The sequence below is a fragment of the Phenylobacterium sp. genome (assembly GCF_030693405.1).
GTDB lineage: Bacteria > Pseudomonadota > Alphaproteobacteria > Caulobacterales > Caulobacteraceae > Phenylobacterium.
Genome location: NZ_JAUYAW010000071.1, coordinates 1 through 25,079 on the forward strand (window position 1 = coordinate 1; position 25,079 = coordinate 25,079).

General features: G+C 66.6%; 25 protein-coding genes and 3 pseudogenes. 9 read left to right on the forward strand and 19 right to left on the reverse strand.

The features are described 5' to 3' along the window. The 4 genes from Q8N19_RS14785 to Q8N19_RS14800 form a co-directional block, all read right to left on the reverse strand. Positions 1 to 213 (reverse strand): hypothetical protein (locus Q8N19_RS14785; RefSeq protein WP_305591963.1); only part of this gene is annotated, 213 nt, incomplete at its 3' end. A gap of 623 nt (positions 214 to 836) precedes the next feature. Next, complete coding sequence (locus Q8N19_RS14790; protein ID WP_304713911.1) at positions 837 to 986, reverse strand: hypothetical protein; 150 nt, start codon at positions 984 to 986, stop codon at positions 837 to 839. Then, positions 983 to 2,209 (reverse strand): LptF/LptG family permease, encoded by a 1,227-nt coding sequence (locus Q8N19_RS14795; RefSeq protein WP_304754502.1) that lies wholly within the window; start codon positions 2,207 to 2,209, stop codon positions 983 to 985. Before Q8N19_RS14795 ends, Q8N19_RS14790 begins: the two co-directional genes overlap by 4 nt. Further along, positions 2,206 to 2,643 (reverse strand): HIT family protein, encoded by a 438-nt coding sequence (locus Q8N19_RS14800; protein ID WP_304754501.1) that lies wholly within the window; start codon positions 2,641 to 2,643, stop codon positions 2,206 to 2,208. The genes Q8N19_RS14795 and Q8N19_RS14800 overlap by 4 nt, the downstream gene beginning before the upstream one ends. Before the next feature lie 63 nt (positions 2,644 to 2,706). Here Q8N19_RS14800 and Q8N19_RS14805 point away from each other — a divergent pair, with 63 nt between their 5' ends. From Q8N19_RS14805 to Q8N19_RS14815, 3 genes are all read left to right on the forward strand, one after another. Next, positions 2,707 to 3,180 carry a DUF2141 domain-containing protein gene (locus Q8N19_RS14805; protein ID WP_293416840.1) on the forward strand — a complete coding sequence of 158 codons (474 nt, stop codon included), beginning with the start codon at positions 2,707 to 2,709 and terminating at the stop codon, positions 3,178 to 3,180. Positions 3,181 to 3,253: 73 nt separating this feature from the next. Next, on the forward strand, positions 3,254 to 3,775 hold the full coding sequence (locus Q8N19_RS14810) for a hypothetical protein (protein ID WP_304754500.1): 522 nt from the start codon (positions 3,254 to 3,256) through the stop codon (positions 3,773 to 3,775). Between the two features lie 150 nt (positions 3,776 to 3,925). Continuing rightward, the gene (locus Q8N19_RS14815) at positions 3,926 to 4,867 is read left to right on the forward strand and encodes a hypothetical protein (protein WP_304754499.1); all 942 of its coding nucleotides are present in this window, start codon (positions 3,926 to 3,928) and stop codon (positions 4,865 to 4,867) included. Between the two features lie 21 nt (positions 4,868 to 4,888). Here the strand turns inward: Q8N19_RS14815 and Q8N19_RS14820 are convergent, their stop codons facing one another. The 4 genes and pseudogenes from Q8N19_RS14820 to Q8N19_RS14835 form a co-directional block, all read right to left on the reverse strand. Continuing rightward, positions 4,889 to 6,106, reverse strand: coding sequence for a pyridoxal phosphate-dependent aminotransferase family protein (locus Q8N19_RS14820; RefSeq protein ID WP_305282681.1), 1,218 nt, complete (start codon positions 6,104 to 6,106; stop codon positions 4,889 to 4,891). A 2-nt stretch (positions 6,107 to 6,108) separates the two neighbouring features. Then, positions 6,109 to 6,360, reverse strand: coding sequence for an acyl carrier protein (locus tag Q8N19_RS14825; protein WP_304754497.1), 252 nt, complete (start codon positions 6,358 to 6,360; stop codon positions 6,109 to 6,111). Between the two features lie 69 nt (positions 6,361 to 6,429). After that, positions 6,430 to 7,383 (reverse strand): NAD(P)-dependent oxidoreductase, encoded by a 954-nt coding sequence (locus Q8N19_RS14830; RefSeq protein WP_304754496.1) that lies wholly within the window; start codon positions 7,381 to 7,383, stop codon positions 6,430 to 6,432. A gap of 1 nt (position 7,384) precedes the next feature. Further along, positions 7,385 to 8,500, reverse strand: a pseudogene (locus Q8N19_RS14835) (AMP-binding protein); the annotation flags it as partial. A 332-nt stretch (positions 8,501 to 8,832) separates the two neighbouring features. Here Q8N19_RS14835 and Q8N19_RS14840 point away from each other — a divergent pair. Further along, complete coding sequence (locus Q8N19_RS14840; RefSeq protein ID WP_304754495.1) at positions 8,833 to 11,376, forward strand: TonB-dependent receptor; 2,544 nt, start codon at positions 8,833 to 8,835, stop codon at positions 11,374 to 11,376. Positions 11,377 to 11,608: 232 nt separating this feature from the next. Here Q8N19_RS14840 and Q8N19_RS14845 read toward each other — a convergent pair whose 3' ends face one another. Then, the gene (locus Q8N19_RS14845; protein ID WP_371133873.1) at positions 11,609 to 11,869 is read right to left on the reverse strand and encodes an integrase core domain-containing protein; all 261 of its coding nucleotides are present in this window, start codon (positions 11,867 to 11,869) and stop codon (positions 11,609 to 11,611) included. Positions 11,870 to 11,971: 102 nt separating this feature from the next. Here Q8N19_RS14845 and Q8N19_RS14850 point away from each other — a divergent pair. Continuing rightward, positions 11,972 to 12,433: pseudogene (locus Q8N19_RS14850) on the forward strand (integrase core domain-containing protein); the annotation flags it as partial. A 186-nt stretch (positions 12,434 to 12,619) separates the two neighbouring features. Continuing rightward, positions 12,620 to 13,105 carry an Hsp20/alpha crystallin family protein gene (locus Q8N19_RS14855; protein WP_293416858.1) on the forward strand — a complete coding sequence of 162 codons (486 nt, stop codon included), beginning with the start codon at positions 12,620 to 12,622 and terminating at the stop codon, positions 13,103 to 13,105. Here the strand turns inward: Q8N19_RS14855 and Q8N19_RS14860 are convergent. The 5 genes and pseudogenes from Q8N19_RS14860 to coxB all read right to left on the reverse strand — a co-directional run bounded on the left by Q8N19_RS14860 (position 13,055) and on the right by coxB (position 19,068). Further along, positions 13,055 to 14,464 (reverse strand): AarF/ABC1/UbiB kinase family protein, encoded by a 1,410-nt coding sequence (locus Q8N19_RS14860; protein ID WP_305282680.1) that lies wholly within the window; start codon positions 14,462 to 14,464, stop codon positions 13,055 to 13,057. The genes Q8N19_RS14855 and Q8N19_RS14860 overlap by 51 nt on opposite strands. 279 nt (positions 14,465 to 14,743) lie before the next feature. Further along, positions 14,744 to 15,214, reverse strand: a pseudogene (locus Q8N19_RS17010) (integrase core domain-containing protein); the annotation flags it as partial. A gap of 346 nt (positions 15,215 to 15,560) precedes the next feature. After that, positions 15,561 to 15,902 (reverse strand): hypothetical protein, encoded by a 342-nt coding sequence (locus Q8N19_RS14870; RefSeq protein WP_305591969.1) that lies wholly within the window; start codon positions 15,900 to 15,902, stop codon positions 15,561 to 15,563. Beyond that, on the reverse strand, positions 15,899 to 18,421 hold the full coding sequence (gene ctaD, locus Q8N19_RS14875; protein WP_305591971.1) for a cytochrome c oxidase subunit I: 2,523 nt from the start codon (positions 18,419 to 18,421) through the stop codon (positions 15,899 to 15,901). Before ctaD ends, Q8N19_RS14870 begins: the two co-directional genes overlap by 4 nt. Beyond that, positions 18,418 to 19,068: a cytochrome c oxidase subunit II gene (gene coxB / locus Q8N19_RS14880; protein ID WP_305591973.1), complete on the reverse strand. Its 651-nt coding sequence runs from the start codon at positions 19,066 to 19,068 to the stop codon at positions 18,418 to 18,420. Before coxB ends, ctaD begins: the two co-directional genes overlap by 4 nt. A 66-nt stretch (positions 19,069 to 19,134) precedes the next feature. Between coxB and Q8N19_RS14885 the strand changes: the two genes are divergently transcribed. Continuing rightward, complete coding sequence (locus Q8N19_RS14885; protein ID WP_305591975.1) at positions 19,135 to 19,617, forward strand: DUF2231 domain-containing protein; 483 nt, start codon at positions 19,135 to 19,137, stop codon at positions 19,615 to 19,617. On the opposite strand, the gene Q8N19_RS14890 is transcribed toward Q8N19_RS14885, so the two are convergent. Continuing rightward, positions 19,587 to 20,078 (reverse strand): CopD family protein, encoded by a 492-nt coding sequence (locus Q8N19_RS14890; protein ID WP_305591976.1) that lies wholly within the window; start codon positions 20,076 to 20,078, stop codon positions 19,587 to 19,589. The genes Q8N19_RS14885 and Q8N19_RS14890 overlap by 31 nt on opposite strands. Next, positions 20,066 to 20,824 (reverse strand): cytochrome c oxidase assembly protein, encoded by a 759-nt coding sequence (locus tag Q8N19_RS14895; RefSeq protein ID WP_305591977.1) that lies wholly within the window; start codon positions 20,822 to 20,824, stop codon positions 20,066 to 20,068. Before Q8N19_RS14895 ends, Q8N19_RS14890 begins: the two co-directional genes overlap by 13 nt. Before the next feature lie 185 nt (positions 20,825 to 21,009). On the opposite strand from Q8N19_RS14895, the gene mtnP reads away from it, so the two are divergent. Continuing rightward, on the forward strand, positions 21,010 to 21,891 hold the full coding sequence (mtnP, locus tag Q8N19_RS14900; protein ID WP_305591979.1) for an S-methyl-5'-thioadenosine phosphorylase: 882 nt from the start codon (positions 21,010 to 21,012) through the stop codon (positions 21,889 to 21,891). Here mtnP and Q8N19_RS14905 read toward each other — a convergent pair. From Q8N19_RS14905 to Q8N19_RS14915, 3 genes are read right to left on the reverse strand one after another with little or no spacing between them, the layout of a single operon-like run. Beyond that, positions 21,869 to 22,471 (reverse strand): DUF2064 domain-containing protein, encoded by a 603-nt coding sequence (locus Q8N19_RS14905; RefSeq protein ID WP_305591981.1) that lies wholly within the window; start codon positions 22,469 to 22,471, stop codon positions 21,869 to 21,871. The two genes, mtnP and Q8N19_RS14905, sit on opposite strands and share 23 nt — an antisense overlap. Beyond that, positions 22,461 to 23,144, reverse strand: coding sequence for a TIGR04283 family arsenosugar biosynthesis glycosyltransferase (locus Q8N19_RS14910; protein WP_305591983.1), 684 nt, complete (start codon positions 23,142 to 23,144; stop codon positions 22,461 to 22,463). Before Q8N19_RS14910 ends, Q8N19_RS14905 begins: the two co-directional genes overlap by 11 nt. Next, positions 23,141 to 24,109 (reverse strand): radical SAM protein, encoded by a 969-nt coding sequence (locus Q8N19_RS14915; RefSeq protein WP_305591985.1) that lies wholly within the window; start codon positions 24,107 to 24,109, stop codon positions 23,141 to 23,143. Before Q8N19_RS14915 ends, Q8N19_RS14910 begins: the two co-directional genes overlap by 4 nt. Positions 24,110 to 24,271: 162 nt before the next feature. Between Q8N19_RS14915 and Q8N19_RS14920 the strand changes: the two genes are divergently transcribed. Further along, positions 24,272 to 25,075, forward strand: coding sequence for a DUF1499 domain-containing protein (locus Q8N19_RS14920; protein WP_305591987.1), 804 nt, complete (start codon positions 24,272 to 24,274; stop codon positions 25,073 to 25,075). The last annotated feature ends 4 nt before the right edge of the window (positions 25,076 to 25,079 follow it).

The window sequence follows — 25,079 nt, forward strand, 5'->3', positions numbered from 1 at the left end:
ACGAAACTTCGGATCGATGTAGTCGACGTAGCAATGTTGCGGCTCGGTAATGTGGGAGTCAGCGGATATGGGCTTCTTCATCATCTTTATCCAAGCCCGCGTCGTTTCAGGGAAGCGTCCTCGCCGCGCCTGCGCTTGTGCGCGCGCAGCATTGACGGATGGCCGCCGCTTCTTGCTGTCTGGTCCAAGCGCGGTCGCTTGGCGATCACCCATCGTGTACGATCGCAAAATATATATCTGTTAGCCCGAAACTACTATGTATTAAATGACATGGTGAGCTTGGCCGCCCTCCGCGGGTCCCGTGCTCACCGCCGGTCGCGACGGGCCAACTTGCCATATATGGGGGTATGCCGGCTTGCCGGGACGAACGCCTGCGAGGGGCCTTCAAAGAGAGGGTGGTTTGCAAGATGGCTCGACCTGCAGGGTTTCGCCCCAGGGGCCGGACGACCACGCCACCAAACACTCACGCTTCGTTTTGGCCATTTCAACAACCGACCAAAACTCTCAGTGCTGATCCTCATCATGAGGTCATTTATCGTATTGCGACTTACGAGAATGACGTGTACCAGCCATCAGCCGATGAGGCTCGCACGGTATTCGGCTTTTCGTCTCTGAGAGCACGCACTGCGGCCCCATCCTGCCCAAAGCTCCAGCCTACCTCCCGGGGCCCAGGGCAGCTTAGGCGGCGCGGAAGACCGGCCGTGCCGCCCTTTTTTTTGGCAGGTGTGCAATGGTCTATCCGCGCCTCACGGTTCGCGAAATTGCATTCGGCTCTGAGAGGCTGTTTGGAAAAGGCGTGAGCGGGGATTCCGCTTCGTCGTGGTCTGTGATTCAAGCTAGGCGACGCCGCCCAGCCCCAGGCCGCGCTCAAGGATCTCCGGGGTGGCGTCGAGCAATTCCAGCACCTGCAGGATGCCCAGCAGGATGGCGGCGGCGGCCAGGATGCGCGTGCCGACGATCGACAGGATGTAGGCGTAGAGCTTCACGAGGCCTGGACCCGCGCATCCCGCGCCGCCATCGCCCGGGTGATCCTGTCCCCGGCCGTGCCGATCAACCGGCTGATGGGCGTCTCGCCGGGCCTGTTCCGGCTGCCCAGGAACATCCAGACGCCAAACCCGGTGAACAGAGCGAAGGGCGTCCAGATCCCGAAGAAGGCCGGGACGACCCCGCTTTCGGCCAGGGACTGGCCAAGCTGCAGGGCGTGCTGGAAGGCCAGCAGCAGAATGCCGGCGAAGACCAGGCCCGGCGTGCGCCGTCCCCGCTTGGTCGCCAGGCCGAGGGGAAAGGCGATCAGCGGCAGGAAGGGCAGGAAGGCGGCCCGCGCCAGCCGGCCGTAGAGCTCCGACAGCAGGGTGCTGCGGGGCAGGACGCTGTCGCCGGACCCCGCCAGGCGGGCCAGCTCGCCCAGGGTCAGTTCGCGTTCATCGCCGCCGCGGGCGCGGAGCAGTTCGGTGGCGCCGGCCAGGGGGGCGGTGGTGCTGAAACTGTCGAAATCCAGGATGTCATAGACCCCGTCCGTCCCCTCCAGGATGCGCCGGCCGTTCTGGAGGTTGAGGGTCACATTCAACCGGTCCTGGGACACCTGCAGGTCGGCCGTGGTGGCGGTGATCACCTCTTCGCGGCCGGTCGGCGTCAGCCGGCGTATGAACAGCCCCTCCAGCCGCTGACCCTGGGGGTCAGCCCGGTCGGCGGTCATGATCAGACGATCCTCGGTGACGAAGGCGCCCGCCTGCAGTTCGCCGTTCCAGCCGGCGTTGGCCGCCGCGTGCATCACCGCCCGATAGGCGTAGCGGCTGTAGGGCTGCATGTAGCCGAACACGATCAGGCTGACCAAGGTGAGCGCCAGGCCCAGGCAGATGAAGGGGGTGGCTAGCCGGGGGAGGGACACGCCGCTGGCCAGCAGGGCGTCGATCTCCGACCCGTCGCTCAGCCGCGTGATGACAATGAACAGCGCGACGAAGAAGGCCACCGGCAGGGCGAGGCCAAAATAGTGAGGCACCAGCTGGCCGGTCAGCTGCACCACGAAGCCGAAACGATCGCTGCTCTGGGCCAGCAGGTCGAGAAGGCGCAGCGCCCGTTCGAGCAGGAGGGCGATCAGGGTCACGGCCAGGCAGCCCAGCATCGGGCCTGCCGTCAGCCGCAGGACGTAGCGGTCGAGCAGGGGCAGACCGAACGTAAAGGTGGGCTTGGGCGTCAGAGCCGTGGTCACGCCGCGCGCCACTCGCGCCGCCAGGCCTCGGCCAGCGCCGCAAGACCTTCGGGACTGAGCGCCACGGCCGACGCCAGGTTGGGCTGGCCCGGCCAGCCGGCGTCGGCGAAGGTCTCGCCCGCGTGTTCACGCACGCCCTCGTACCGGGGAATCACGTGGAAATGTACATCGGGATCGACCATCATGAGCATCAGATAGTTGATCTTGGCGTAGTCCACAGTCTGGCGCAGAAGACGCTCAATCCCGCGGACCGCCACCTGCAGATCTTCAAAGGCCTGGCCGCTCAGATCTGAAAATGCCTGGACGGGCTCCTTGCACACAAGGACGAGAGACCCAAATGTAGGCTGCTTGGGGCGCACCAGCAACAGCCAATGGTCAGTCTCACCCACCATCGAGTGGGGATAGCCAAAGTTTACCGCGGTCGCATTGCTCATGAAGCACCCTGCTGATCGGGCGCCATCCGCCGTCGGCGCAAACATAGGGGGTCGTCACAGCCCATGAAAGTCCGAACAGCCCTTGCGGGCCTTGCCTTCGTCGTGTCGCTCGGGGTCGCTGCGCCCAGCCTGGCGGCCGACCAATGCGTGGGCCGTGAAGGGCCGCACAAGGTCTCGGTGGCGGTCACCGGCGTGAGCCCGATCAAGGGGGAGGTGGCGGTCACCCTCTATCCCGACAACCCCCGCCGGTTCCTGGCGCCCAAGGGCAAGCTGCTGCGCGCACGGGTGAAGGCGACGCCGCGGATGACCGAGGTCTGTTTCTGGGTTCCCGAGCCGGCCTACTACGCCATCGCCATCTATCACGACGTCAACAGCGATCATGACTTCAACCGGACGATCATCGGCATGCCGGCGGAGGGGTTCGGGTTTTCCAACAATGCGCCGACCCGCGTCGGCCTTCCGTCCTTTGAGAGCGTGCGGTTCCGCGCCGGACCAGGCACCACCCAGGTCCCCATCTCCATGCGCTATCAGCGCTAGAGACTGATGCGATCAGACGGAACCGTCCGATCTTTTAATCAGGCTCGGCGCCTCAACGCCAATTCTGGCCGTCTTGCCCTCTGGCAAGACCAACGTACTGGCCCTCGACCTCGGGATCCGGCCCGGCTGGACCCTGGACGCAACTCTGGCGCGGATCACCCGTGGCCCGCTGAACCTGAAGACACGGCGTCCCCTGGCCCTGGGCTGGGCTGGCGATGAGCAGGCGGATCTCGCGGGGTTCATCTTTGGCCTCGGCGCCTTCGTTCGCGCCACCCAGATGTCGCAGTCCGTCCACCGCATGGGGGCCTTCCACAGCCTGGCGGTGGCCTTGACGGTCGTCGGCGCAGCCTTTGGCGCACTGTTTGGCCAGGACGGCGACGGCTGGCGCCAGGGGGTGCGCGCGAGCCTGTCCATCGATGGGCGCGAGACGACGCTCGCCCCGCGCTTCGTCGTGCTGGCCACGTCGCTCAAGCGCCTGCCCCTCGGGCTTCGCCCCTTCGGTCCCCCGCAGGATGGGATGAAAGTCTTGGACGTCGCCGCCCCCCCCCAGGCGACTGGCGCTGGCCCTGCCGGCCGTGCTGATGGGTCGCGCTGAGACCTGGCTGCGACGCCAAGGTTACCGTCGGAGCCTGGCCGAGCGCGTTGTGGTTTCCAGCCCGGCGCCCGTGGTCGTTGACGGCGAGGTGTTCCCCGGCGGCGAGATCGCGATCGGCCTGGGCGCGCCTGTGCGATTCCTGGTCCCGTGATGGAGGCTCTGCAGACCCTGGTCGGCGAAGACCTGGCGCGGGCCGCCCCACCGCCGGGGCGCGCCATGGCGCAGGCGCTGGCCAGTCGCATCGAGGGCGTCGCCGCGGTTCTGTTCTACGGATCGGTCCTGCGCACAGGCGATCTGGACGGCGTGGTGGACTTCTACGTCCTTACCCATGGCCCGCGCCCGGGTTGGCGCGGCCTGGCGGGCCGGGTTCTCTGGCCCGATGTCAGCTACCACGAGCTGGAGCTCGACGGCCGTATCCTGCGGGCCAAGGTGGCGACCATGACCCTGGCCCAGTTCCGCTCGGCGGTCACGGGACGGCGGATCGACACGACCATCTGGACGCGCTTCGTCCAGCCCTCGGCCCTGGTCTGGGCGTCGGATGCGGACACCCTTCGGGACATCTCCCGGGCCGTCTCCGAGGCCGCCTGCGCCGCGGCCCGGTTCGCCGCCGCCCTCGGTCCATCGGAAGGCCCTGCCCTGGACTACTGGCGGGCCCTATTTCGCCAGACCTATGCGGCGGAGTTCCGCGTCGAGGCCCGCGGGCGGGAGAACGATATCCTGGGCGTCGATCCCGGCCGCTACGAGCGGCTGCTGCTGGCGGCCTGGCGGGCGCAGGGCCTGGCGTTCGAGGAGACGCCGGGTGATGGGACGGTGCGGCCCGTGTTGGACGACCATGAGCGGGGGCGCATCCTGGCGGCCTGGCGACTTAGGCGCGCGCTTGGCAAGCCGCTCAACCTGGCCCGTCTCGCCAAGGCGGCCTTCACCTTCGAGGGGGCGGCCCGCTACGCCGCCTGGAAGATCGAGCGGCACACCGGCCTGCGCGTGCCGCTCACGCCGTGGCGGGAGAAGCACCCCATCCTGGCCTCGCCCGGGGTGTTCTGGCGGCTGTGGAAGGCCCGTCGCGCGCAGACCGCCGGCCGCGACCGCGCCTGAGGGCGCCGACCGACCCGACCTTCAGCCGCGGGCACGCTTGGGTTCGGTCGCCAGCACGCCGAGTTCGCGCGCCACCTTGCCCATCACCGCGATGACCTGGTCCAGCTGTTCGATGCTGTGGGCCGCGCTGACGCTCGAGCGGAGCAGGGGGCGGTTGTCCGGGGTCGCCGGGGGCAGGGCGAGATTGAGATAGACCCCGTTCTGCAGCAGCAGGTTCCACATGGCGGCGGCCACCGCCTGGTCCGGCATGGTGACGGCCACGATCGGGCTGCAGGTCGGCCCCGTCGCCAGCCCCAGGGCGGTGAGCCCGTCATAGAGGTGCTGGGCGTTGGCGTGCAGCCGGTGGCGCAGTTCCGGCGCCTCCTGGATCCGGCGCAGGGCGCCCAGGGTCGAGGCGATCACCGCCGGCGGCAGGGAGGCGGTGAACATGTAGGGGCGGCAGACGATGCGCATGACATCGAAATCATCCATGTCCGAGACACAGAAGCCGCCCACCGAGCCCAGGCTCTTGGAGAAGGTGCCGACGATGACGTCCACATCGGCCTCGGCCGCCACCTCCTCGGCCAGACCGCGGCCGGTCGCCCCCAGGACGCCCATGGAATGGGCCTCATCCACCAGCAGATAGGCGCCCATCTCGCGCTTCACCGCCGCGATCTCCCGCAGGGGCGCCACGTCGCCGACCATCGAGTAGATGCCCTCGACGACGATGAGCTTCTCGCCGGGCGCGTCCTTGAGGCGACGCAGGCGCTTGTAGAGATCCTCGGGATCGTTGTGGCGGAAGCGGGTGACCTCGGCGTGGCCCAGGCGCGAGCCGTCATAGATGCTGGCGTGGCTGTCGGCGTCCAGAAGCAGGTGGTCGCCCCGACCGACCAGGGTCGAGAGCACGCCCAGATTGGCCTGATAGCCCGTGGTGAACACCATGGCGTGCTGGCGGCCATAGAAGGCTTCCAGGGCGCGCTCCAGCTCCACATGGCCCTCATAGCTGCCATTGGCGATGCGCGACCCCGTAGTGCCGGTGCCCCGCTCGCGCACTGCGCGGACCGACTCCTCGACACAGGCCTCGTCAAAGGTCAGGCCCAGATAGTTGTTGGTGCCGAGCAGAATGGTCGGACGGCCGTCGACGACGCCCTCCGTGGGGGAGATGACCGCATCGAACCGGACCCCGAACGGATCGGCCGCCGTATCGCGAAGCGCCTTATAGGCGTCTCTGGACGCCGCGTGCCTATCGAGCAGAGCCATGCTCAAACCTTGTTCCGGATGTTGTCGATAAGCGCCGCGAGATCGCCCACGGTCTGGACTTCGCTCAGGCGGTCGATGGGGATGGAGATGTCGAAGCGATCTTCGAGCTCCATCACGATGTTCATGAGGGCCAGGGAGTCCACGGCGAGGTCGCGCGAGATGTCGGATGACGCGGTCACAAGGACCTCGCGCTCCAGCACGGCCTCAGCGGCCTTCGCCACCTCAAGCACGGTGGGATCTGTCACCAGTTGCATAGAGACCGACTCGCCCCCTAGAACGATCGTCCGTTAACGCCGCATCTTTGGCGCAATATGACGCGGGCGTCAGCACCTGATCGCCTGCTGTAGCGGCGGTTTGCGAAACCTGACGCCGGAGGCCGCATACCCCTGAACCGTATGTAGGAACCCGTCGGCGAGATTAAAGCGGGCCGGCGGAAGTCCGGAAATCTGCTCGCCCGGCGCCACCGACCAGTCCAGGTGCGTCAACTCTCGCAGCTTGCCGAAGGTCAGCATGGGGGCCGATCGACCGCCCCGCGCCGCGCCCATCACGGCGACGACGCCCAGGGCGGCGTTGGGGATCCGCTGGAAGCGGGGCCTGCGGCCAAAGGCGTCCGCCGCCGTCTGGAACACCTCGCGCCAGCCATAGCCCTGGGGGCGAGGATCGGACAGGCTGAGCGTCTGGCCGCCCGGCTGTCCCGTCAGGGCGGCGATCTGCCGCGCCGCGTCCTCGACATGCATCATGGCCATCCGCGCCTTCGGATCGAGAAGCGGCAGGATCGGACTTGCGGCGGCCAGCTGGAAGAGGGGCAGGGTCTCGGCGTCGCCGGGGCCGTAAAGGGCCGGGGGGCGCACGATGGTCAGGCGCTCGCCCAGCACTGCGTGCGCCGCCGTCTCGCCGGCCCGCTTGCTGGCGGCGTAGTCCGAAAGTCCGGGCTCCCGCGCGGCCAGGCTGGAGATCAGCAGCACCGCGCCCTCGGCGCGCTCAGCCACCCGGCGGGCGCCTTGCTCATTGACGATGAAGAAGGCGGCCCGGCTGCGCGCCTTGATCAGGCCAGCCCCATGAATGACGACGTCGGCGCCGGCGCAGGCCCTGTCCAGGGCGCGATCATCTCCCAGATCGCCGGGCACGACCTCGACCTCCAGGCCGCGCCACAGGGGGTGGATAACGTCGCGGCGGGCCAGCACCCGTATGCGCCAGCCGTCGGCCGCGAGCGCGGGCACGAGATAGCGGCCGAGGAACCCCGTCGCGCCGGTGACCGTGACGAGACCCCGTGACACCCTAGGCCGGCTCGGCTTCGGCCAGCCCGGCGAGATACTCAGCCTTGGCCCGCGAACGGCTGAGCTTGCCCGACGAGGTCTGGGGCAGGGCGTGCCCGCCGACAAGGTTCACCTGGGCCTCCACGCCGTGGCGCTGGCGGAGCAGGTCGGTGACCTCGACGGCCAGCTTCTGGCGCGTTTCAGCGTCGCTGCTGCGGGTCTGGACCAGGACGATCACCGCCTCCTCGCCCTCGGCGGGAACGGAGAAGGCGGCGACATCGCCGCTGCGCAGGCCGGCGATCTCGGCCTCAGCGGTCCATTCCAGGTCCTGCGGCCAGATATTGCGGCCATTGAGGATGATCAGGTCCTTGCTGCGCCCGGTCAGGACGATCTCGCCCTCCGACAGATAGCCGAGGTCGCCGGTGTCGAGCCAACCCTCGGCGCCCAGGACGCGGGCGGTGGCGTCGGGGTCCTGGAAGTAGCCGCTCATCAGGCTGGGGCCGCGGGCGAAGACCCGACCGGTCCGGCGCTCCGGCAGGATCTCGCCCCGCTCGCCGCGGACCTGAAGCTCGTGCCCCGGCAGGGGCGGCCCGCAGCGGGCGAACTCCCGGACGCGGGGCGAGGGCGCGCCTGAGGCCGCCACGCCGTCGCGCTCCAGGCGGTGCACATCCAGTCGCTCGGTGACCAGGCCCTTGCCCAGGGGCGCCATGGTCAGGGCCAGCGTCGCCTCGGCCATGCCATAGCTGGCCACGAAAGCCTGGGGGTCGAAGCCCGCCGCCGCGAAGCGCGCGGCGAAGTCCCGCAGGGGCTTGGTGCGGACCATGTCGCCGCCGAGGCCGGCGATCCGCCAGCGCGACAGGTCATAGCCTTCGAGGCTGGCGTTCTCGGCCCGCCGCGCGCAGAGCTCGTAGCCGAAGGTGGGGCTGTAGGAGATGGTCGTACCGTTCTTGCCCATAAGGTCGAGCCAGAGCAGCGGACGGCGGACAAAGGCGCCGGTGGGAAAGCGCGTGCTGCCGGACGAGAACTGGAGATAGCAGGGGCTGTCTGGCCCGATCTCCGGCAACGCTTGTCCGGTGGACTGTGGCAGGTCGACCAGGGCGCCGGCGAACTGCATCGGGCGAACCGCGGCGGTTTCGGACGCAACGGGCGCACCCCAAATCACCACCCGATCAGTGAATCACAGGTCGAAAAGCGGAGATACAACAAACCGATCGGCCCGCGCAATTCGCAAGCTTTTGCGCACCCAATCCCCAAAACTTGCGAAAACGAATATCTGAAATCGCCGGGATTGACCGTCAAATCAAGGCGTTGATATTTTTCACGAGCGACTTCGGACTTATTTTAAGCACCGACCAGTGGCTGGTCGCGCGACCCGAGGGAGGGGCATTGCCTCAGGCGTGAACGGCGTTATGGTAATGGCCATTACCGTCAGCATAGAGGCAATAATGCCTAGCGACTGAGGGGGGAAACATGAAAAATTGCAAGAATCTACGATTCGCCTTCGCGAGCGGCGCATCCGCGCTCGCTCTGGCTGCGGCCTCGCCTGGTTGGGCGCAAGACACCGGCTTCACCATTGAAGAGCTGGTGGTGACGGCTGAAAGGCGCGATCAGCGCCTTCAGGATGTGCCCGTGGCCGTGACGGCCTATACAAGTGAGCGGCGCGACGTGCTTGGGGTAGCCAACGTCGAGGATTTGGCGCGTGTATCGCCGAGCGTCACTTATACCAACAACGACCGCCTCTCGATCCGAGGCTTTGGTCGCCTGACCAATGCTATCGGAACCGATCCTTCCGTAGCGCTGTACTCCGACGGAATATTCTCAAACTCCATGGCTGATGCAGCCACGCCGTCACTGTTTATCGAACGCACGGAGATTCTGCGTGGACCGCAAGGCACGCTGTACGGACGTAATTCCATCGGCGGGGCGCTGAACATCATCGCCAAGCGTCCAACGGAGGATTTCAACGGTGAGGTCCGTGCCGTTCTTGGGAACTACGGCACCTGGCGAACCGACGCCTTGGTTCGTGGACCGATCACGGATGGCCTACGCTTCCTTCTCGGGGGCTCTCTGGAGCGCCGAGAGGAAGGCTTCTTCGAGAACCTCGGGCCTGCCGGCGATTCCAGCGCTGTTAAACGGTACATAGTCGAGGCCCAGCTGGAAGCCGATCTTGGCGAGAACATCACGGCCCGCCTGCGCTATACGAAATTCGACTGGGATGACAGCTTCGGCGTTGGCAACGTCCACGAGTCGATCACGAGCCGCTACGACACCACGTCTCCGACCGGTCTCGGCAATGCTGGCCTCTACTACAATCCGACCTTCGGCTTCGCAGGAACTAATCCGGCGATGACCGACCCCTACAAGATCAGCACCAACCAGACGAGTGAAGGTAAGCTCAGTAATCATGAGCGATTGCACTTAGACCTTACCTGGGATCTTGGCGGCATGACCCTCAAGTATCTGGCCGGCTACCAATCCTATCTCTACGACACGGCTGGGGACGAGGATCGTTCATCGCGCACCGGCCTATTCAGCGTGCCGACCGCGACGCCTTTCGGCGCCTACACCGCTACGGGCGTGTCGCCAGACCAGAGGTTCTTCTACCGCGAGGACCAAAAATGGTACTCCAACGAGATCAACCTGTCATCGAACACGGGCGGGCCACTGCGCTGGATCGCCGGTCTGTACCAGTATCATCAAACCTACGCGCAACCCCAGGGCCAGCGGGTCCTTAACGATCCGGCCGTTCAGAACCCGATCAATCTGGCGACCAGTGGCCCGGCGGCACCGAACCCGATGGGGAACTATCTCTTCGTAGACGGTACGCTTGAGGTGGATTCTTACGCGGCCTTTCTTCAGGTCGACTATGATATCACCGATACCATCACGTTTACGGGTGGCATCCGGTACACGGTCGATGAGAAGTCGGGTACAGACTCGGCTCGCTACGTGTCGCGCACCAACACCACGACAACAATCTTGGCCGCCGCGGGGATACCAGCCGCCGTCGGACAAGGGATCGCGGTGGATTTGACAACCTTTGCCATATGCGGCGGCCCAACCATCGCGTCCTGCCTGGCCAACCCGTTGTACGCCAATGTACGTGAGCTCTCAGGCGGTGGTCTGACGCGTGACCTGTCGGGCGACTACGACGCCTGGACCGGGACCTTGGGTCTGCAATGGCAGCCGGACAGCGACACCAACGCCTACGCCCGTTACAGCCGCGGCTATAAGTCGGGTGGTTGGCAGGCCTCGAGCGGCCTCGCTCCGATCCCCTATGCTGATCCCGAATATGTTGACAACTTCGAGCTCGGGCTGAAGAAAAATGTGGGGCGGCGCTTCCAACTGAATTCTGCGCTGTTCTACGCGGACTATCAGGGTTTTCAGGCGCCGCTGACCGTGGTTCTTGACCCCGCGGCGGGCTTAACGGGCAGTCAGTTCGTGAATCTGGACGCTGTGAGTTGGGGCCTTGAGATGGAGGCCCAGTGGGCTCCGATCGATCATCTTCAGATTTTCGCGAGCTATTCGTACCTCAATACCGAGATTAAGAGCGGCTGCTGCTTCGTCGATACAGCCGACCCGAAGGCTCTGCAGGCGGGCGCGCGACCTACGGGCGTCGTGTTGCCGGACGGAAGCAGGCTCCAGACCCTCGTTGGGAACAGGCTTCCCATAACTCCGGAGAACAAACTCAACCTAGGACTGAATTATACAGTCGAGTTGGCTGAGGGCGATCTCGTACTTGGGGCCACCTACACCTTCACCGACGAGCAACAGGCCGTCGTTTTTGCTCAGCCGGGCTTCCGCTCGCCATCGAACGAAGTCGTCGACTTCCGGGCGCTTTGGAAGGACGCCGACGATCGCTACACGGTGATCGGCTACGTCAAGAACGCCTTTGATGAGTTGGCCTATCAGGACTTCCGAACCGGAGCCCCCTCGGCCAGCGGAATCCAGCGTACCACATTGAAGCCGAACTTTCCTCGGACCTATGGGATAGAATTCCAGTACCGGTTCTAAGCCAACAGTGGGCCGTTTCCGAGCGATAGCAGGGAGACGGTCCACCCCTTCCGTTGGTGGCAAGTTGCCTGGTCAGGTGACCTGCCCCCTCCGGTCCCTCGATCGTTGTGGGAGCCCAGGGGTTTGATAGTTGATCTGCAGCGCTGGCGGTGGCGGCCGGGCGCCATAACCTTTGAGGTTGCGCAGCCGACCGGCCGCGGGGTTCAGCCGCACTGCTTCCGGCATTGGGCCGCTATGCGCTGAGTGGGGCCGCAGATTTGTTGTAATCGCGCCGCCAGCGCTCGATTACGGCCCGGGCGTTCGCTGGGTGCGCGAAGACCTTCTCGTTCAGGCCCTCGTCGTGCAGCTTGCCGTTGAAGCTCTCCACGAAGCCATTCTGCTGTGGTTTGCTCGGCGCGATGTAGTGCCAGCCGGTCCCGGTGCGGTTGGTCCATTCCAACATCGCACGGCTTGTCATTTCCGTGCCGTTGTTGCTGACGATGGTGGGTGGCATTCCATGCCGGGCGATCAGGCAGCGTGCCATGCGATGGCCGCCGATCGAGGTGTCCACGATCAGCGCCAGGGCCTCGCGGGTGAAGTTGTCGACGGCGCACACCAGCTCTTCGACGGGCGTAAGATACGCATCCTGGCGATAATAGACACCTTCAGTCGGTGTTCGCCGGCGCTGGATCCCCGCTTTGCCTACAAGGCCTGCGACGTCGTCCAGACGCTGGAACTGGCCAGCAAGGCGGTCGGCTATCCACGGGTCATCCGCGTCGACAATGGCCCCGAATTTGTCTCCCGCGACCTTGATCTCTGGGCCTACCAGCGGGGCGTCATCCTGGACTTCAGCCGCCCTGGCAAGCCGACGGACAACGCCTTTGCGGAGTCCTTCAACGGCAAGGTCCGGGCCGAATGCTTGAACACCGCCTGGTTCATGTCCCTCGACGACGCCTGATCAAAATGCGAGGCTTGGCGTAGGGACTACAACGAACATCGTCCCCACAGCGCGATCGGCGACAAGTGCCCGACCGTGCTCATGAATGGCGCCGGGACACATGGCCCACCCGACGCCTGACCGGCGAGAAATCCCGGCCCGACCTGGTCCAAGGTTTGGGGGGCAGGTCCGGCGCAAGACCAACCCCCGGCCATCCCTCGCTGCTCTCCCGCGAGCCTAACAACCCGTTCCGACGTTAATCGCCTTGAATTCGCCGCCATCAGGCGCCCAACTCTTCAGTCGGAGAATATTCCCCAGGAGTTTCGAATGATCGGCAGCATCTCGGTCAAGTTGGGGCGGAAAGTATATTCCGCCACCCTTGAATACGACAGCCTTATCGGCCGCGGGTTGAGGGGTGTCCGGCACCGGCTTGAGACCCAGCTCGGCTCTCCTTTGGGAGATGTTCCGGCTTTTGCAATCGCCCAGACGATCGAGGACGTGACCGTTGAGGTCGATGCCCCTGGGTATGCCATAGGCGACATGGTCCTGGAGGCCACTCCCACGCGTTTGCGTCTGCGAGCGGCCGGCCGTCTAGGGCGGTCCGGGAACATTGGGCGTCCGTTCGACCTGAGCGTCGATCTCCCGGAGCCGGTCGATCCCGACGAGGTGACGGCGACCCTCGAAGACGGCGTTCTGACCGTGAGAATGATCAAGGCCGCGTGGGTGCGCGGGGAAGCAAGACGTGTTCCCGTGCGCGAAACCTCAATCCCGCCGGAACAGGCGACTCACGAAGGCGGCCAGGCCCACGCCTGACAGGATGACGATGGCGATCCGAGCGACCGCGGCGGCCTGATCGTCCTTCGCGACGATGACGACGGCGGCAGCGACGATAAGGGCCGCGACCACGATCCCGAGCGACAGGGTATCGGCGGCCCGTCTGACCGCTCGCGGCAACTCGGCCAGGTCTGAACTTGAGACCTGGATGACAATGCCCTCACGGCTGATGCGCCCGATACCGCGCCGGATCGCTTCTGGCCCGATGGCGAGGATCTGATCTAGTTCCTTGAACGTCCGGAAGGCGCGGGTGGCGAGCGCTTTCGGCGCAAACCGAGATGCGAAAGCCCGGAGAACCACTGGCGCGATAGCGGCGACGACATCGAGGTCGGGATCGAGCGTCCTCGCCAAGCCTTCGGCGATGCCCAGAGCGCGCATGAGCAGCAGCAGGTCCGGCGGCAACGTCAGTGCGTTTTCTCGGGCGATGGAGATGAATTCGGTGATCGCCTCCGCAAGCCGGATCGGTCGCCCGGAATCCGCGGCGTAACGCAGGAAGAATCGCTCGACACCTTGTTCAAGGCCGGGCGGCGGGGGTCCCGAGCGGCCAGCCCATTCCATCAGCACATCAGAGACCGCCGCTACGTCGGCATCCACGAGGGAGCCGAGGACCACGAGGACCTGCTCTCGCCTTTTCGCCGAGAGCCGCCCGACGGAGCCGAAGTCCAACAGCGCCAGACGACCATCCGGAGTCACCAGAATATTTCCTGGATGAGGGTCCGCGTGGAACACCCCGTCCAGCAGGATCATCCCCAGCAGCCCCCTCGCCGCATCGGGCGCCAAGGCGCGCGCCATGGCAGGCTCTTCGTTGCGGAACGCGGCGTTAGGACTGCGGCCACGGACGCGTGCGCTGACCATGGTCCTTTCTGTGGTAAATCGCTCATGAACGAGCGGAACATGGAAGACGGTTGCGCGTCTGCGGACCTCCGCTTGATTGCGAGCCTCGATCCGAAAATCGATCTCCTCGAGAAGGGCTTCGCTGAGCTCCGTCACGACACGCACAGGCTGATGTCGACGCAGTGCCGGGGCGCGACGCTCGATGACGCGGGCAGCGGCCAACAGTAGCCGCAAATCAGCGCGCATGACCGCCTCAATCCCCGGCCTGCGAACCTTGAGAACGACATCTTCACCGGTCATGAGCCGCGCGGCGTAGACCTGGGCAATGGACGCAGCCGCAATTGGCGTCGTCGAAAATTCGGCGAAGAGCTCTTCCGGCGGCGCGCCCAGATCGATCGTCAGCTGTTCGCGCAAATGGTCGAAGGGCACTGGAGCCACGTCGTCGTGAAGCCGGCCGAGCCGCTCGGTCAGCTCTGGCGGAAGCAGATCGGATCGTGTCGCCATGATCTGGCCTAGCTTCACGAATGTAGGACCTAGGGCCTCAAGTGCCGCAACGAAGGCCTCATATGCCGAGCCCTCGTTCGCCTCGTCGGAAGCCGCGCCCCGGAGCAGACCCAGCCGCACCAAGACCGGCCGCGCGGCTGTAGGGGCTAAGGTGTGGATCACCTTAGCGAGACGACGATAGTCGTTGGGCGAAAGGGTCAAGGGTGACATAGAGCCTCGATGCTTGGTCGGCCCTGGGGGCGCAAGACCCTGGGCTCGAACCGGTGGGCCCCTCACGGGTTATCTCTGGCGGCCCATGTGGAGGATCAGTTTTTGACTAGCTACATGATCGGCGGGCTGAGCGCTCTCATGATTGTGGCGGGCGTTGCGGGCCTGACTTTCGCCATCAGACGCCTTCGAGATTAGAAGGCAGAGGATTATGCATTTGAGTTCACTCACGATGATGGTGATCAAGCGAACGGTGAGGTGATCCTCCCCCGTTTTGGTGGACTGATCTTCCGCCGAAGTAGTGGACGGGGTTAGGCGGCTCTGCGCTCGGCGGCGGCTGGGGCTGATGTAGCCCAGGGCTGAGTGCAGGCGTCGGGGATTGTTAGAAGCCCTCGATGTAGTGGAACAGATCCCGGCGGGCTGGTCGCGCGTGGCATAGACCCGATGATGGACCCGTTCGGTCTTGAGGGTGGGGAAGAAGCTCTCCATTGGGGCGTTGTCCCAGCAGTCGCCCTTACGGCTCATCGACGGCGTAATCCCTTGTCGTGACCTGCTCCCGGAAAACTGGTCCAGTTTTCCGGGAGCAGGTCACACGCGCAGGCCACCTTGAATATCAGCAATCAGCCTACGTTTTCAGCATTGACGGTGTTTTGAAATGAACCCCCGTATGCGCAACTCGGTGCAAGGGATTACGTTTTCCGTCCGATTGGAGACGATACATCTCGAAAGATCCATTCTAGGAACAACGCCTAATTATTATACGAATCTCAGAAGCATAACTTTTTGCTGGCTGGCGTGACGGTATTTTCGCATGAGAATATTTTTTGTCCCGCAGAATCAAAGGGGTTGTGCATACCCGAACAATCGAGTGGGAGTAGGAGCGGGCGGCTCAGGCGCACACGCGCAGGAGTAGGAGCGGCAAGCCCAGCCAGGCGGTTGAGACGGCGCCGACCACCGCAATCGCCAGGGTGGCGAGGCGGAGAAACCGCTCGACGCCATCGTCGGATCGTCTCCGCCAGCTCCACCAGGCATAGGCGATCGACAGAGCTGTCATCGCGAGCCAGAGACCCACAAGGATAATCCGCAGCGGCCAGGGCTCGTCGGGGCTGGCCCAGCCGCGGGCGCAGGCCACGCCATGGGCGCCGTACAGGACAATAAAGGCGAGGCTCCACAGGAGAAAGGCGCCGACCAGGGCCAGGAGGTCGCCGAAGGGGCGAAACTGTGGGGTCATGACATCCACGCCGGGCCGTGCAGGAGGGCGAGGCTGATCAGGCCTGTGGCCCCAAGATAGAGCCACCAGAGGCGCAGGGCTGAGAACTCTACCGCCCGCTGCGCCGAGATCCAGCCGTTGCGGGAGCGCGCCCAGGCATAGGCGCTGAGGATGGCGGCGATCAGCCCGTGGAAGGCCAGATAGCCGCTGATGAAGGTCACCGCCGCGGCGTAGGCGTGGCTGTTCGGGGCCGGGGCTGTGAAGAGTGGGACGGCCAGGGCGCCGCCGGCGATCACGGCGCCTGCGGCCGCTGAGACCAGCAGCCAGGTCTGGCTGTCGGCGGCGCGGCTCTCGCCGTTCGCCCGGGCGCCTCGCCAGACGGCGGCAAGACCCGTGGCGAGCCCCGCCAGGACGAGCAGCGGCGTTACGGGCTCCCGCGCCAGCAGGGCGGGCGGCGGCCAGTTGGGGGCCACCACCCAGAGGAACAGGTAGCCGAAGACCAGGGCGCCGAAGAAGACTCCGTTGGCCATCAGGGTGAAGACCATGCCCCACAGGGTGGGGGGATCGGCGGCCATGGCGTGCAGGGGCGCGGTCTGACCCCGTCCGATGTCCACCGGGGCGACGTCCTCCCGCAAGCCAGAGGCCCACATCCACCGCCAGCCGCAGATCACGATGAGGACGAAGGCGATGGCCGAGAGGGGATAGAGCTTGAACAGGAAACTGACGAAGAACAGGCCTGTGGCCAGGGCCGTCCATAGGGGCATGAGGGTCGGCCCCGGCAATAGCACCACCTGATCGGGCTCGCCGCTCAGCATGTGGACGCTGAGCGTCTCGCGCCACCCGTTGCGGGGCTGGCCGAGATAACCCTCGCCCCGGGCCAGGGCGGCGGGCAGGCCTGGATCATCCTCCAGCGGGTCGCGGCTCGTCACATGAGGCTGGGAGCCGATATTGTAGGCTGGCGGCGGCGTGGGCATGCCCCATTCCAGGGTGCTGGCGCCCCAGGGATTTCGCCTGGAGCGCCGTCCGAACCGGGCGACCTGCACGACATCGACGACCACCAGCGCAAACCCGATGGCGAGGATGAAGCCCGCGACGGAGCTGATCAGGTTCAGGAGATCCCAGCCCATCTCCCCGCCATAGGTGAAGACCCGCCGGGGCATGCCCCAGAGACCCGTCAGGTGCATGGGCAGGAAGGCGGCGTTGAAGCCGATCATGATCAGGGCAAAGGCCGTACGGCCCAGCCCCTCCAGGTGTTTTCGGCCGGTGAAGTGCGGCAGCCAGTAGTAGATCCCGGCCAGTACAGGAAAGACGAAGCCCCCCATCAGCACATAGTGCAGGTGGGCGACGATGAAGTGGGTGTCGTGGGCCTGCCAATCGAAGGGCACAACGGCGACCATGACGCCGGTCAGGCCGCCGATGACGAAGGTCGACAGGAAGCCGTAGAAATACAGCATCGAAAGCGTGATGCGCGGCCGCCCGCTGAGCAGGGTGGCCAGCCAGGCGAAGATCTGCACCGCCGTGGGGATCACCACCAGGGTGCTGGCCGCTGAGAAGAAGGCGAGCGACAGGTGCGGGATGCCCGTCGCGAACATGTGGTGGGCCCAGATGCCGAAGCTGATGAAGCCCAGCGCGATCAGGGCGACGATGATCCAGGCGTAACCCACCAGCTTCTGGCCGGTGAAGACCGGCAGGATGGTGGAGATGATCCCCGCCCCCGGCAGGAAGATGATGTAGACCTCAGGATGGCCGAACAGCCAGAAGAGGTGCTGCCACAGGAGCGGGCTGCCCCCCCGGGTCGGGTCGAAGAAGGGCCAGTCAAAGGCCCGCTCCAGCTCCAGAAGCACGCTGCCCAGAATGAGGGGCGGAAAGCCGAACAGCATCATGGCGGCGGTGACCCAGAGGTACCAGACCATGATCGGCATGCGATGCAGGGCCATGCCGCCGGTGCGGATCTTCAGCACCGTGGTCATGAACTCCACCGCCGCGCAGACCGCTGAGACCTCCACGAAGGTCACGCCGATCAGCCACACGTCGGAATTGATCCCCGGCGAATAGGGCTTGGACGACAGCGGGGTGTACATGAACCAGCCGCTGTCTGGCGCCACCCCGCCCAGCATGGCCAGGATCAGGATCGAGCCGCCGAACAGGTAGCACCAGTAGCCAAAGGCGCTGAGCCGCGGAAAGGCCAGGTCCCGGGCGCCCAGCAGCTTGGGCAGCATGTAGAGGGCCAGCCCCTCAATGGCGGGAATGGCGAACAGGAACATCATCACCGTGCCATGCATGGTGAAGACCTGGGCGTAGGCGGCCGCGTCCAGGAAGTCGGTCTCAGGACCCGCCAGCTGCGCCCGGATCAGCATGGCCAGCACGCCGCCGATCAGGAAGAAGACGAACGACGTGATGATGAAGCGCAGACCGACCGTGGAGTGGTTCACCGCCGACAGGGCGCCCCAGCCGGGGGCCGTTCCCCAAAGGCGCTCCAGGGCCTTGTGGCGGCCGATTGCGGAGAGCGGCGCCGGCGCGCCGGGTGTCTGATCGCTCATTCTGTGGCCCCCTGTGCGGCCCGCCAGGCGGCGTAGTCGGCGGGGCTGTGGGCTTGGACGACGAAGTCCATCATGGCGTGCGCGTTTCCACAGAACTCGGCGCACTGGCCGCGATAGATCCCAGGCGCGTCGGCCTGCAACCGGATGACGTTCGTGTGGCCCGGGATGGCGTCAATCTTGCCGCCAAGCCTCGGCGCCCAGAAGCTGTGAATGACGTCACGGCTGGTCACCTGCACCTCAAAGGGCCGGCCCACCGGGACGTGCAGCACCCCCTCGGTCGCCGCCTGGCCTGGCAGGTCGGGGTACTGGAAGGTCCACGCCCACTGGCGCGCCTCGGCCTCGATGCGAAGCACCCCGGGCTCGCCGCGGGGACTCAGTCGGTCGCCCACCAGAAGGGCCGCGACCAGCAGGGCCAGCAGGACGACGCCGGGAAACACCAGTCCGCCGCCGATCAGCATGGCGCGCGCCGACGGGGCGCTCCACCGGCGAAGGACCAGCGGCAGCAACGAGGCGCCGACAACCCCTAGAAAAATGACCACAGAGCCGGCCAGCATCACCCACCAGAGGGTTGCAATGGCCTGGGCGGCCTCGCCGGCCGGCGCCAAGGTGGACAGCGGCCCTCCACAGCCGGCCAAGGCGAGCGTCACTATGATCGCGGACCCATTACGGCCTAGCCGCGTTGGGCTCCCATGTCGCAGCATCAGGAGGCCCCCGTGTCGCAGGATCGATCCGAAGACCCGTTCGTCGGAAATGTCGCCTCGAGCATCCATGTGGCCGGCCACCCCATTCACGTGATGCTGGTGACCTTCCCCATCGCCCTGGTCTGCGCGACCCTGGGCGCCGATCTCTTCTACTGGTGGAGCGCCGACCCCTTCTTCGCCCGCGTGGGCCTGTGGACCAGCGGCTGGGGCTTTGTGATGGGCGCGGCCGCCGCCCTGAGCGGCACGGCGGAGCTGCTCCTGGTGCGCGGCATCCGGCGCAGCGCCGAGCCCTGGAGCCACGCCGTGGCGGCCATGATGCTCCTGAGCGTCATTGGCGCCAACTGGGGGCTGCGCCTGTTCGATCAGGCCGCAGCCATCCTGCCGTGGGGCCTGTTCCTGTCGGTTCTCGGCCTGATCTTTGTCGGCCTGGCCGGATGGCATGGGGGCAAGCTGGTGTTCGAGCATCAGATCGGCGTCGAGGTCAGCAAGGACTGAAGCCCGCCGGGCTCCAGCAGCCACGACGGCAGGCGGCTCGATCCCAGGAAGGGCTTCTCCAGGACAAGCCAGAGGATGGCTGTCATCACTCCGAAGACCAGCGCCCAGACCGCCAGCAGCCGCAAGCGGGGCGGCTGGGATCCCGGCTCTGACAGGGCCGAAAGGACAAAGCCGTACTGGACGTGGGCCATCACCAGCAGGCCGACGAGGGCCAGCTTCACGAACATCCAGCCCTGCAGCACCCCGGGCGCCAGCAGCAGCAGGGCCGTGCCCGCGCCGATCGCCACGAAGGCGGCGGGCGAGGTGATGGCGTTGTAGCTGAACCGGCTCGCGTTTCTGATCCGGATGAAGTCCTCGCGATTGGTCATCGTCCGGTGGGCCAGCAGCAGGCCAGGCAGGTAGATCAGTCCCGCGCACCAGATCAGCAGGCCGGAGATGTGCAGGAATTTCAGCCACGCCACGCCATCGCCTCATCGTTTTCCAGGCCCTTCAGCCAGCGCGCGGCCAGCCAGACCACCGCGGCGAAATAGGGCAGGGCGCCAGGCGCCCACATGATCAGGCCGGCCAGTTGCTGATCCTCAAGCGGGGTCAGCCCGAAGGCCTGGGTGGTGGCCAGATGAGGGCCAAACAGCGGCTCCTGGGCGAAGGTGATCAGCGCCGCCAGGAGGCCCATCTGGGCCATGGTCAGGATCAGGGCCAGGATCACCGACGGGGCCTCCGGCCGGCGGGCGACCGCGGCGCTCCAGAAGGCCACGGCGCTGGCCAGCAGAGTGACCTCCATCAGCCAGTAGCTCGCGACACCCTCCACCGCCCAGCCATAGGCCAGCGGCGCATGCCAGAGCCACAGCAGCACCATGTGGCCGAGGGCCGCCGCCGTCAGCCAGCGGCCCGGCAGGGTGCGCGGCAGGGCATAGGCCAAAAGGGGCGCCGCCACGGCGACCATGAGCATGTGGTGGGCGATCCGGGCCGAGAACAACGCCACGCTGAGCGCGCAGAGCGGGCTGACAAAGGCGATGAGCAGAACCGCCTGGGCGCTGAGGAAAGCGGTCCGCTGGCCGCCCGTCGCCCGGCAGCGCCACAGGTAGGCCACCGTGCTCGCCCCGAGGACCCCCAGAAGGACAGGGTCCAGATTCCAGCTGGTCACAAGCTGGGTGGGCGCCGGCGGCGGGCCGCAATAGGCGAGGTCGAGGGCTTCCGGGCCGGCCATGCGGGACACACCCCTCCTGCTGTCAGAACTGAGGCTTGAGCCTTGAGAACAAGCTTGGGCGCAGAGCGTTCCGAAAATTCCTGAGGATCGTCGCTGATTGCCCTGCGCAGCCCGGCTCGGCCGTCGACAACCCGCAGCGTCTTGGCTAGGCCGAAGGGAGCGGTAACCAGCGGGGCGCGGGCGTCATGAAACAGTGGACCATCGGCGTCATCGGCGGTTCCGGACTGTACGACCTCGACGGTCTGCGCAATCGCCAGACCCTGTCGATCAACTCCCCCTGGGGTGCGCCTTCCGATGAGTTGGTTACCGGCGAGCTGGACGATGTGCGTCTGGTCTTCCTTCCCCGGCATGGTCGCGGCCACCGCATCCCACCCGGCGCCCTGAACGCGCGCGCCAATATCGATGTGCTCAAGCGGGCCGGTTGCACCGACATCCTCTCGGTTTCAGCGGTCGGATCGCTGAGGGAGGAGTTGCCGCCCGGGACCTTTGTGCTGGTCGACCAGTACATTGACCGCACGGTGTCTCGCCCGGCTTCCTTCTTCGGGGAGGGGTTGGTCGCCCACGTCTCCATGGCCGAGCCGGTCTGTCCGCGCCTGTCCGCCGCCGCCGCTGCGGCGGCCCGCTCAGCCGGCGCCCCGACCGTCGAGGGAGGAACCTACCTCGCCATGGAGGGGCCGCAGTTCTCCACCAAGGCCGAAAGCCATCTCTACCGGTCCTGGGGATGCTCGGTGATCGGCATGACCGCCATGCCCGAGGCGCGGCTGGCCCGCGAGGCGGAGCTACCCTACGCCAATGTCTGCATGGTCACCGACTATGACTGTTGGCGCGAGGCCACCGCCCATGTGGAGGTGTCCAACGTGCTGGAGGTGCTGCAGAGCAATGCTGACACCGCCCGACAGATGATCGCCGCCCTGGCCCGCAGCCTGCCGGAGATGCGCGAACCCTCGCCCATCGATACGGGGCTGGACTATGCGGTGATCACCGATCCCGGCCTGTGGGATCCTGCGCTGGCTGCCAAGCTGGCGGGGATCTGCTCGCGCAAGTTCAGCGCAGCCGCCGCGGGGTGAGCGCACGCTGCAGGGCCGCGCCGTCATCGACGTCCTCGCGCATCTGCAGCCGGGCGTAGGGCGTGTCGCCCAGGGCGTCGATCGTGTCCTGGAGCGTCTGGTCGCTCGACCACCGGATCCCGTCGAAGGGCCGGGGCTCCCGCGGACGTCGGCGCAGCCCGATCAGCCAGTAGCCCCCATCGGCGGCCGGCCCCAGGACCGCTGCCTTGGGGCCAAGGGCGGCGAAGGCGCGGGCGACGTCTGTGCGCGTCACGCCGGGCGTATCTGCGCCGATGATCACGACGGGGCCGGCGGGCAGGACGTCCGTCACCCGCCGGAGCTTCGCCCCCAGACCGCCCGGACCCTGGGGCAGGGGACGACCGCGGCGGACCCACCGGGTCGGACGATCGGGCGAGGTCGCGACCCATAGGGTCCAGCGGGGGTCTGCGCCCAGCTCCCGCCATAGCCGTTCCAGGGCGTAGCGGCCAAATCTCAGGGCGGCGAGGTCGCCCACCTCGGCGGCCAGCCGACGCTTGCCGACCCCAAGCCGGGGCTGGCGAGCGAAGATGACCAGATGTCGCCGGGTTCGGTCAGCGGCCATAGATCTGGGCGATCCTGGTCGGCGGCGTCCCGGTCAGATAGAGGGCGAGGCATCGCAGATTGAGCAGGCTCTGCCGCGCCCAGCCCCGCTTGCGCCACCGGGCGGCGGACGTCAGCGCGTGGCCCGTAAGCCGCCGCAGGCGACGCCGCCCCAGCCGGCGCACCAGATCGACGTCCTCCATCAAGGGCAGGGGTCGATATCCGCCCACGGCCGCATAGAGGTCGCGGTGGATCAGCAGGCCCTGGTCGCCATAGGGCAGGGCCAGCGCCGCCACCCGCAGCCGGACTCCCAGTTCGAGCAACCTCGCCTGCCATGCGGGGTCGTCCAGCTTGAACCGGAAGGCGGCCGCCGAATGGGCGTGGTCGGGGTCAGCAAGGTAGGCGTCCAGGCTTCGCCAGGCCGTGGGATCGAGCCTGGTGTCGGCGTGCAGAAAAAGCAGCCACGGCGCCCGCGCCGCCGCCGCCCCGGCGGCGAGCTGTCCGCCACGGCCCGGCGCGCTGCGCAAAACCTCCGCCCCGCTGGCTAGGGCGACCTCGACAGTGCTGTCCGTCGAACCGCCATCGACCACGATCTTCTGGGCGACGGGGGGCAGGGCGGCCAAGGTTGCAGCGAGGCCCGCTGCGGCGTTCAGGGTCGGAATGATGACCGCCAGGTCGGACCGGGCGTGGCTCATGCGCTGCAGCTGGCGCCGCCCAGGACGCAGAACTGCGCGCAGAAGGGGTGGTTCAGACTGACCGGGACGGCCGCGCCGGCGAGGGTCGTCGAAAGCTCGAACTGCGTGTCGTAGGGGGTCAGGGTGCAGGCGACGACCGCCGGGCCAGGGGCGCCGCGGCGGCGGACAACCATGCGGCTGGTGGCGCACATCATCTCGCCTGGCGACCGGTTGAGAATTCCCCAGCAGGCCTCGGTGATTTCTGGAACCTCGGCGCCGGGCTCCATCTCGGGGAACAGGACCAGCTCGCCGGGATGGGCGGCGTCCACCTTCAGACCCCTGGCGTGGAACAGCGTGGCGAAGGCCGCCCTGGCGTCGTCCTCGGTCTCGTCAGCGATGCGTCGTCCGGCGATCGCGATCCTCGCCCCCTGTTCGTTCAGCCAGGCCAAACCGGCCCAGGCCTTGTCCCAGGCGCCGGCGCCGCGCTCGGCGTCGTGCGCCGCCTGGCTGTGGTGATCCAGACTGACCCGGAAGGTGAGCTGCGACCCGCCCCGAGCGATCAGCACGGCCAGGCGCTCGCCCCATCGCATCATCGGGCGCATGGCGTTGGTCAGGACCAGCACCTGACGGCCGCTGGCCAGGGCCTGATCGAGCATGACCAGAATGTCGGGGTTCATGAAAGGCTCGCCGCCGGTGAACCCGATCTCCCGGGTGGGCAGGTCCAGGCGCTCGATCTCGGCCAGGTAGGCGGCAACGTCGCCGGCGGTCAGATAGACCAGGGCGTCATTGGTCGGCGAGCTTTCGATGTAGCAGTTCAGGCAGGCGATGTTGCAAAGGCTGCCGGTGTTGAACCACAGGGTCTCCAAGACTCTGAGGCCGACATGGGCGCGGGGCGATCCGTCGGCGGTCACGCGAGGATCGACAAACCGACCGGCGGTGGCTGGCCCGCGATGGGTGGCGAAGGGGGACAGGGCCGTCTGGGTCATCTGGTCCTTGCGTGATGAGCAGGCGGGCTGCTGCGGGCGTATTGGGGCGTCCCTAGTCCTATTCGGCCACCGGCGCCGATTGGTTTCAAGCCTGGCCCTCTATCCTGAGGCCCAGGATCGTGAAACGGTCACGCTTGCTGATTTCTGAGGAAGGCTCACCCCATGCGGCTGCTGATCGCCCGTATCGCGCTTGTACTGTCCCTGCTGCTCCCGGTCTGGTTCATGGTCGCCGCGCTTGGGGTCAAGTTTGATCTCTGGTCCTGGCGGCTGGGCCTCGGCGTGCTCATCATCCAGTGGGGACCCCGCCTGTTGATCGGCGCCCTGGTCATCGCGCTTGTCGCTCTGGTGGCCACCCTGGCCAAGTCGCCTCGCACGGGTTGGCGCGCCGCCCTGATCGCCCTGCTGATTCCCGCCCTTGGGTTTGGCTACCTCGCCTATGTGCGCGGGCAGTCGGCCGACATTCCGCCGATCCACGATGTGACCACCAATGTTGAGGACCCGCCCATCTATTCCGAGGCGTTGATGGCCGTCCGGACCGCGGAAGACGCCAATCCGGTGGCAGAGTTCTCCGCCCAACTCACCAGCCTTCCGGCCTATCAGGGGCCACGCTTCGCCCCGCTGGCAGGCAAGAGCCTGGGCCAGGTCGGGGAGGAGGCCTATCCCGAACTTGAGACCCTGGTGACAGCCGCGGCGCCCGCCGACGCCTTTACCGCTGCCGAGGCCGAGGCCCGGGCGCAGGGCTGGACGATCGTCTCCGCCGACGCCGGGACCGGGATGATCGAGGCCACGGCGGAGACCTTCTGGTTCGGATTCAAGGATGACGTGGCTATCCGGGTCCGCCCCGGTGAGGCCGGCGCGGCCATCGACATGCGCTCGACCTCGCGGGTGGGGCTGTCCGATCTGGGGGCCAACGCCGCGCGGATCGAAGCCTATATGACGGCGCTGTCGGGCCGCCTCGCGGACTGAACGC

Excerpts from the sequence above, each read along its gene's own strand:
- Q8N19_RS14860 (WP_305282680.1), bottom strand. The coding sequence starts at position 14,464 with ATGGCGACACGATCCGATCTGCTTCCGCCAGAGCTGACCGAGCGGCTC.
- Q8N19_RS14825 (WP_304754497.1), bottom strand. The coding sequence starts at position 6,360 with ATGCAACTGGTGACAGATCCCACCGTGCTTGAGGTGGCGAAGGCCGCT.
- Q8N19_RS14840 (WP_304754495.1), top strand. The coding sequence starts at position 8,833 with ATGAAAAATTGCAAGAATCTACGATTCGCCTTCGCGAGCGGCGCATCC.
- Q8N19_RS14915 (WP_305591985.1), bottom strand. The coding sequence starts at position 24,109 with ATGACCCAGACGGCCCTGTCCCCCTTCGCCACCCATCGCGGGCCAGCC.
- Q8N19_RS14870 (WP_305591969.1), bottom strand. The coding sequence starts at position 15,902 with ATGACCCCACAGTTTCGCCCCTTCGGCGACCTCCTGGCCCTGGTCGGC.
- Q8N19_RS14800 (WP_304754501.1), bottom strand. The coding sequence starts at position 2,643 with ATGAGCAATGCGACCGCGGTAAACTTTGGCTATCCCCACTCGATGGTG.
- Q8N19_RS14845 (WP_371133873.1), bottom strand. The coding sequence starts at position 11,869 with ATGCCACCCACCATCGTCAGCAACAACGGCACGGAAATGACAAGCCGT.
- Q8N19_RS14920 (WP_305591987.1), top strand. The coding sequence starts at position 24,272 with ATGCGGCTGCTGATCGCCCGTATCGCGCTTGTACTGTCCCTGCTGCTC.
- Q8N19_RS14895 (WP_305591977.1), bottom strand. The coding sequence starts at position 20,824 with ATGGCCGGCCCGGAAGCCCTCGACCTCGCCTATTGCGGCCCGCCGCCG.
- Q8N19_RS14820 (WP_305282681.1), bottom strand. The coding sequence starts at position 6,106 with ATGGCTCTGCTCGATAGGCACGCGGCGTCCAGAGACGCCTATAAGGCG.
- Q8N19_RS14910 (WP_305591983.1), bottom strand. The coding sequence starts at position 23,144 with ATGAGCCACGCCCGGTCCGACCTGGCGGTCATCATTCCGACCCTGAAC.
- Q8N19_RS14855 (WP_293416858.1), top strand. The coding sequence starts at position 12,620 with ATGATCGGCAGCATCTCGGTCAAGTTGGGGCGGAAAGTATATTCCGCC.
- ctaD (WP_305591971.1), bottom strand. The coding sequence starts at position 18,421 with ATGAGCGATCAGACACCCGGCGCGCCGGCGCCGCTCTCCGCAATCGGC.
- Q8N19_RS14815 (WP_304754499.1), top strand. The coding sequence starts at position 3,926 with ATGGAGGCTCTGCAGACCCTGGTCGGCGAAGACCTGGCGCGGGCCGCC.
- Q8N19_RS14805 (WP_293416840.1), top strand. The coding sequence starts at position 2,707 with ATGAAAGTCCGAACAGCCCTTGCGGGCCTTGCCTTCGTCGTGTCGCTC.
- Q8N19_RS14905 (WP_305591981.1), bottom strand. The coding sequence starts at position 22,471 with ATGGCCGCTGACCGAACCCGGCGACATCTGGTCATCTTCGCTCGCCAG.
- mtnP (WP_305591979.1), top strand. The coding sequence starts at position 21,010 with ATGAAACAGTGGACCATCGGCGTCATCGGCGGTTCCGGACTGTACGAC.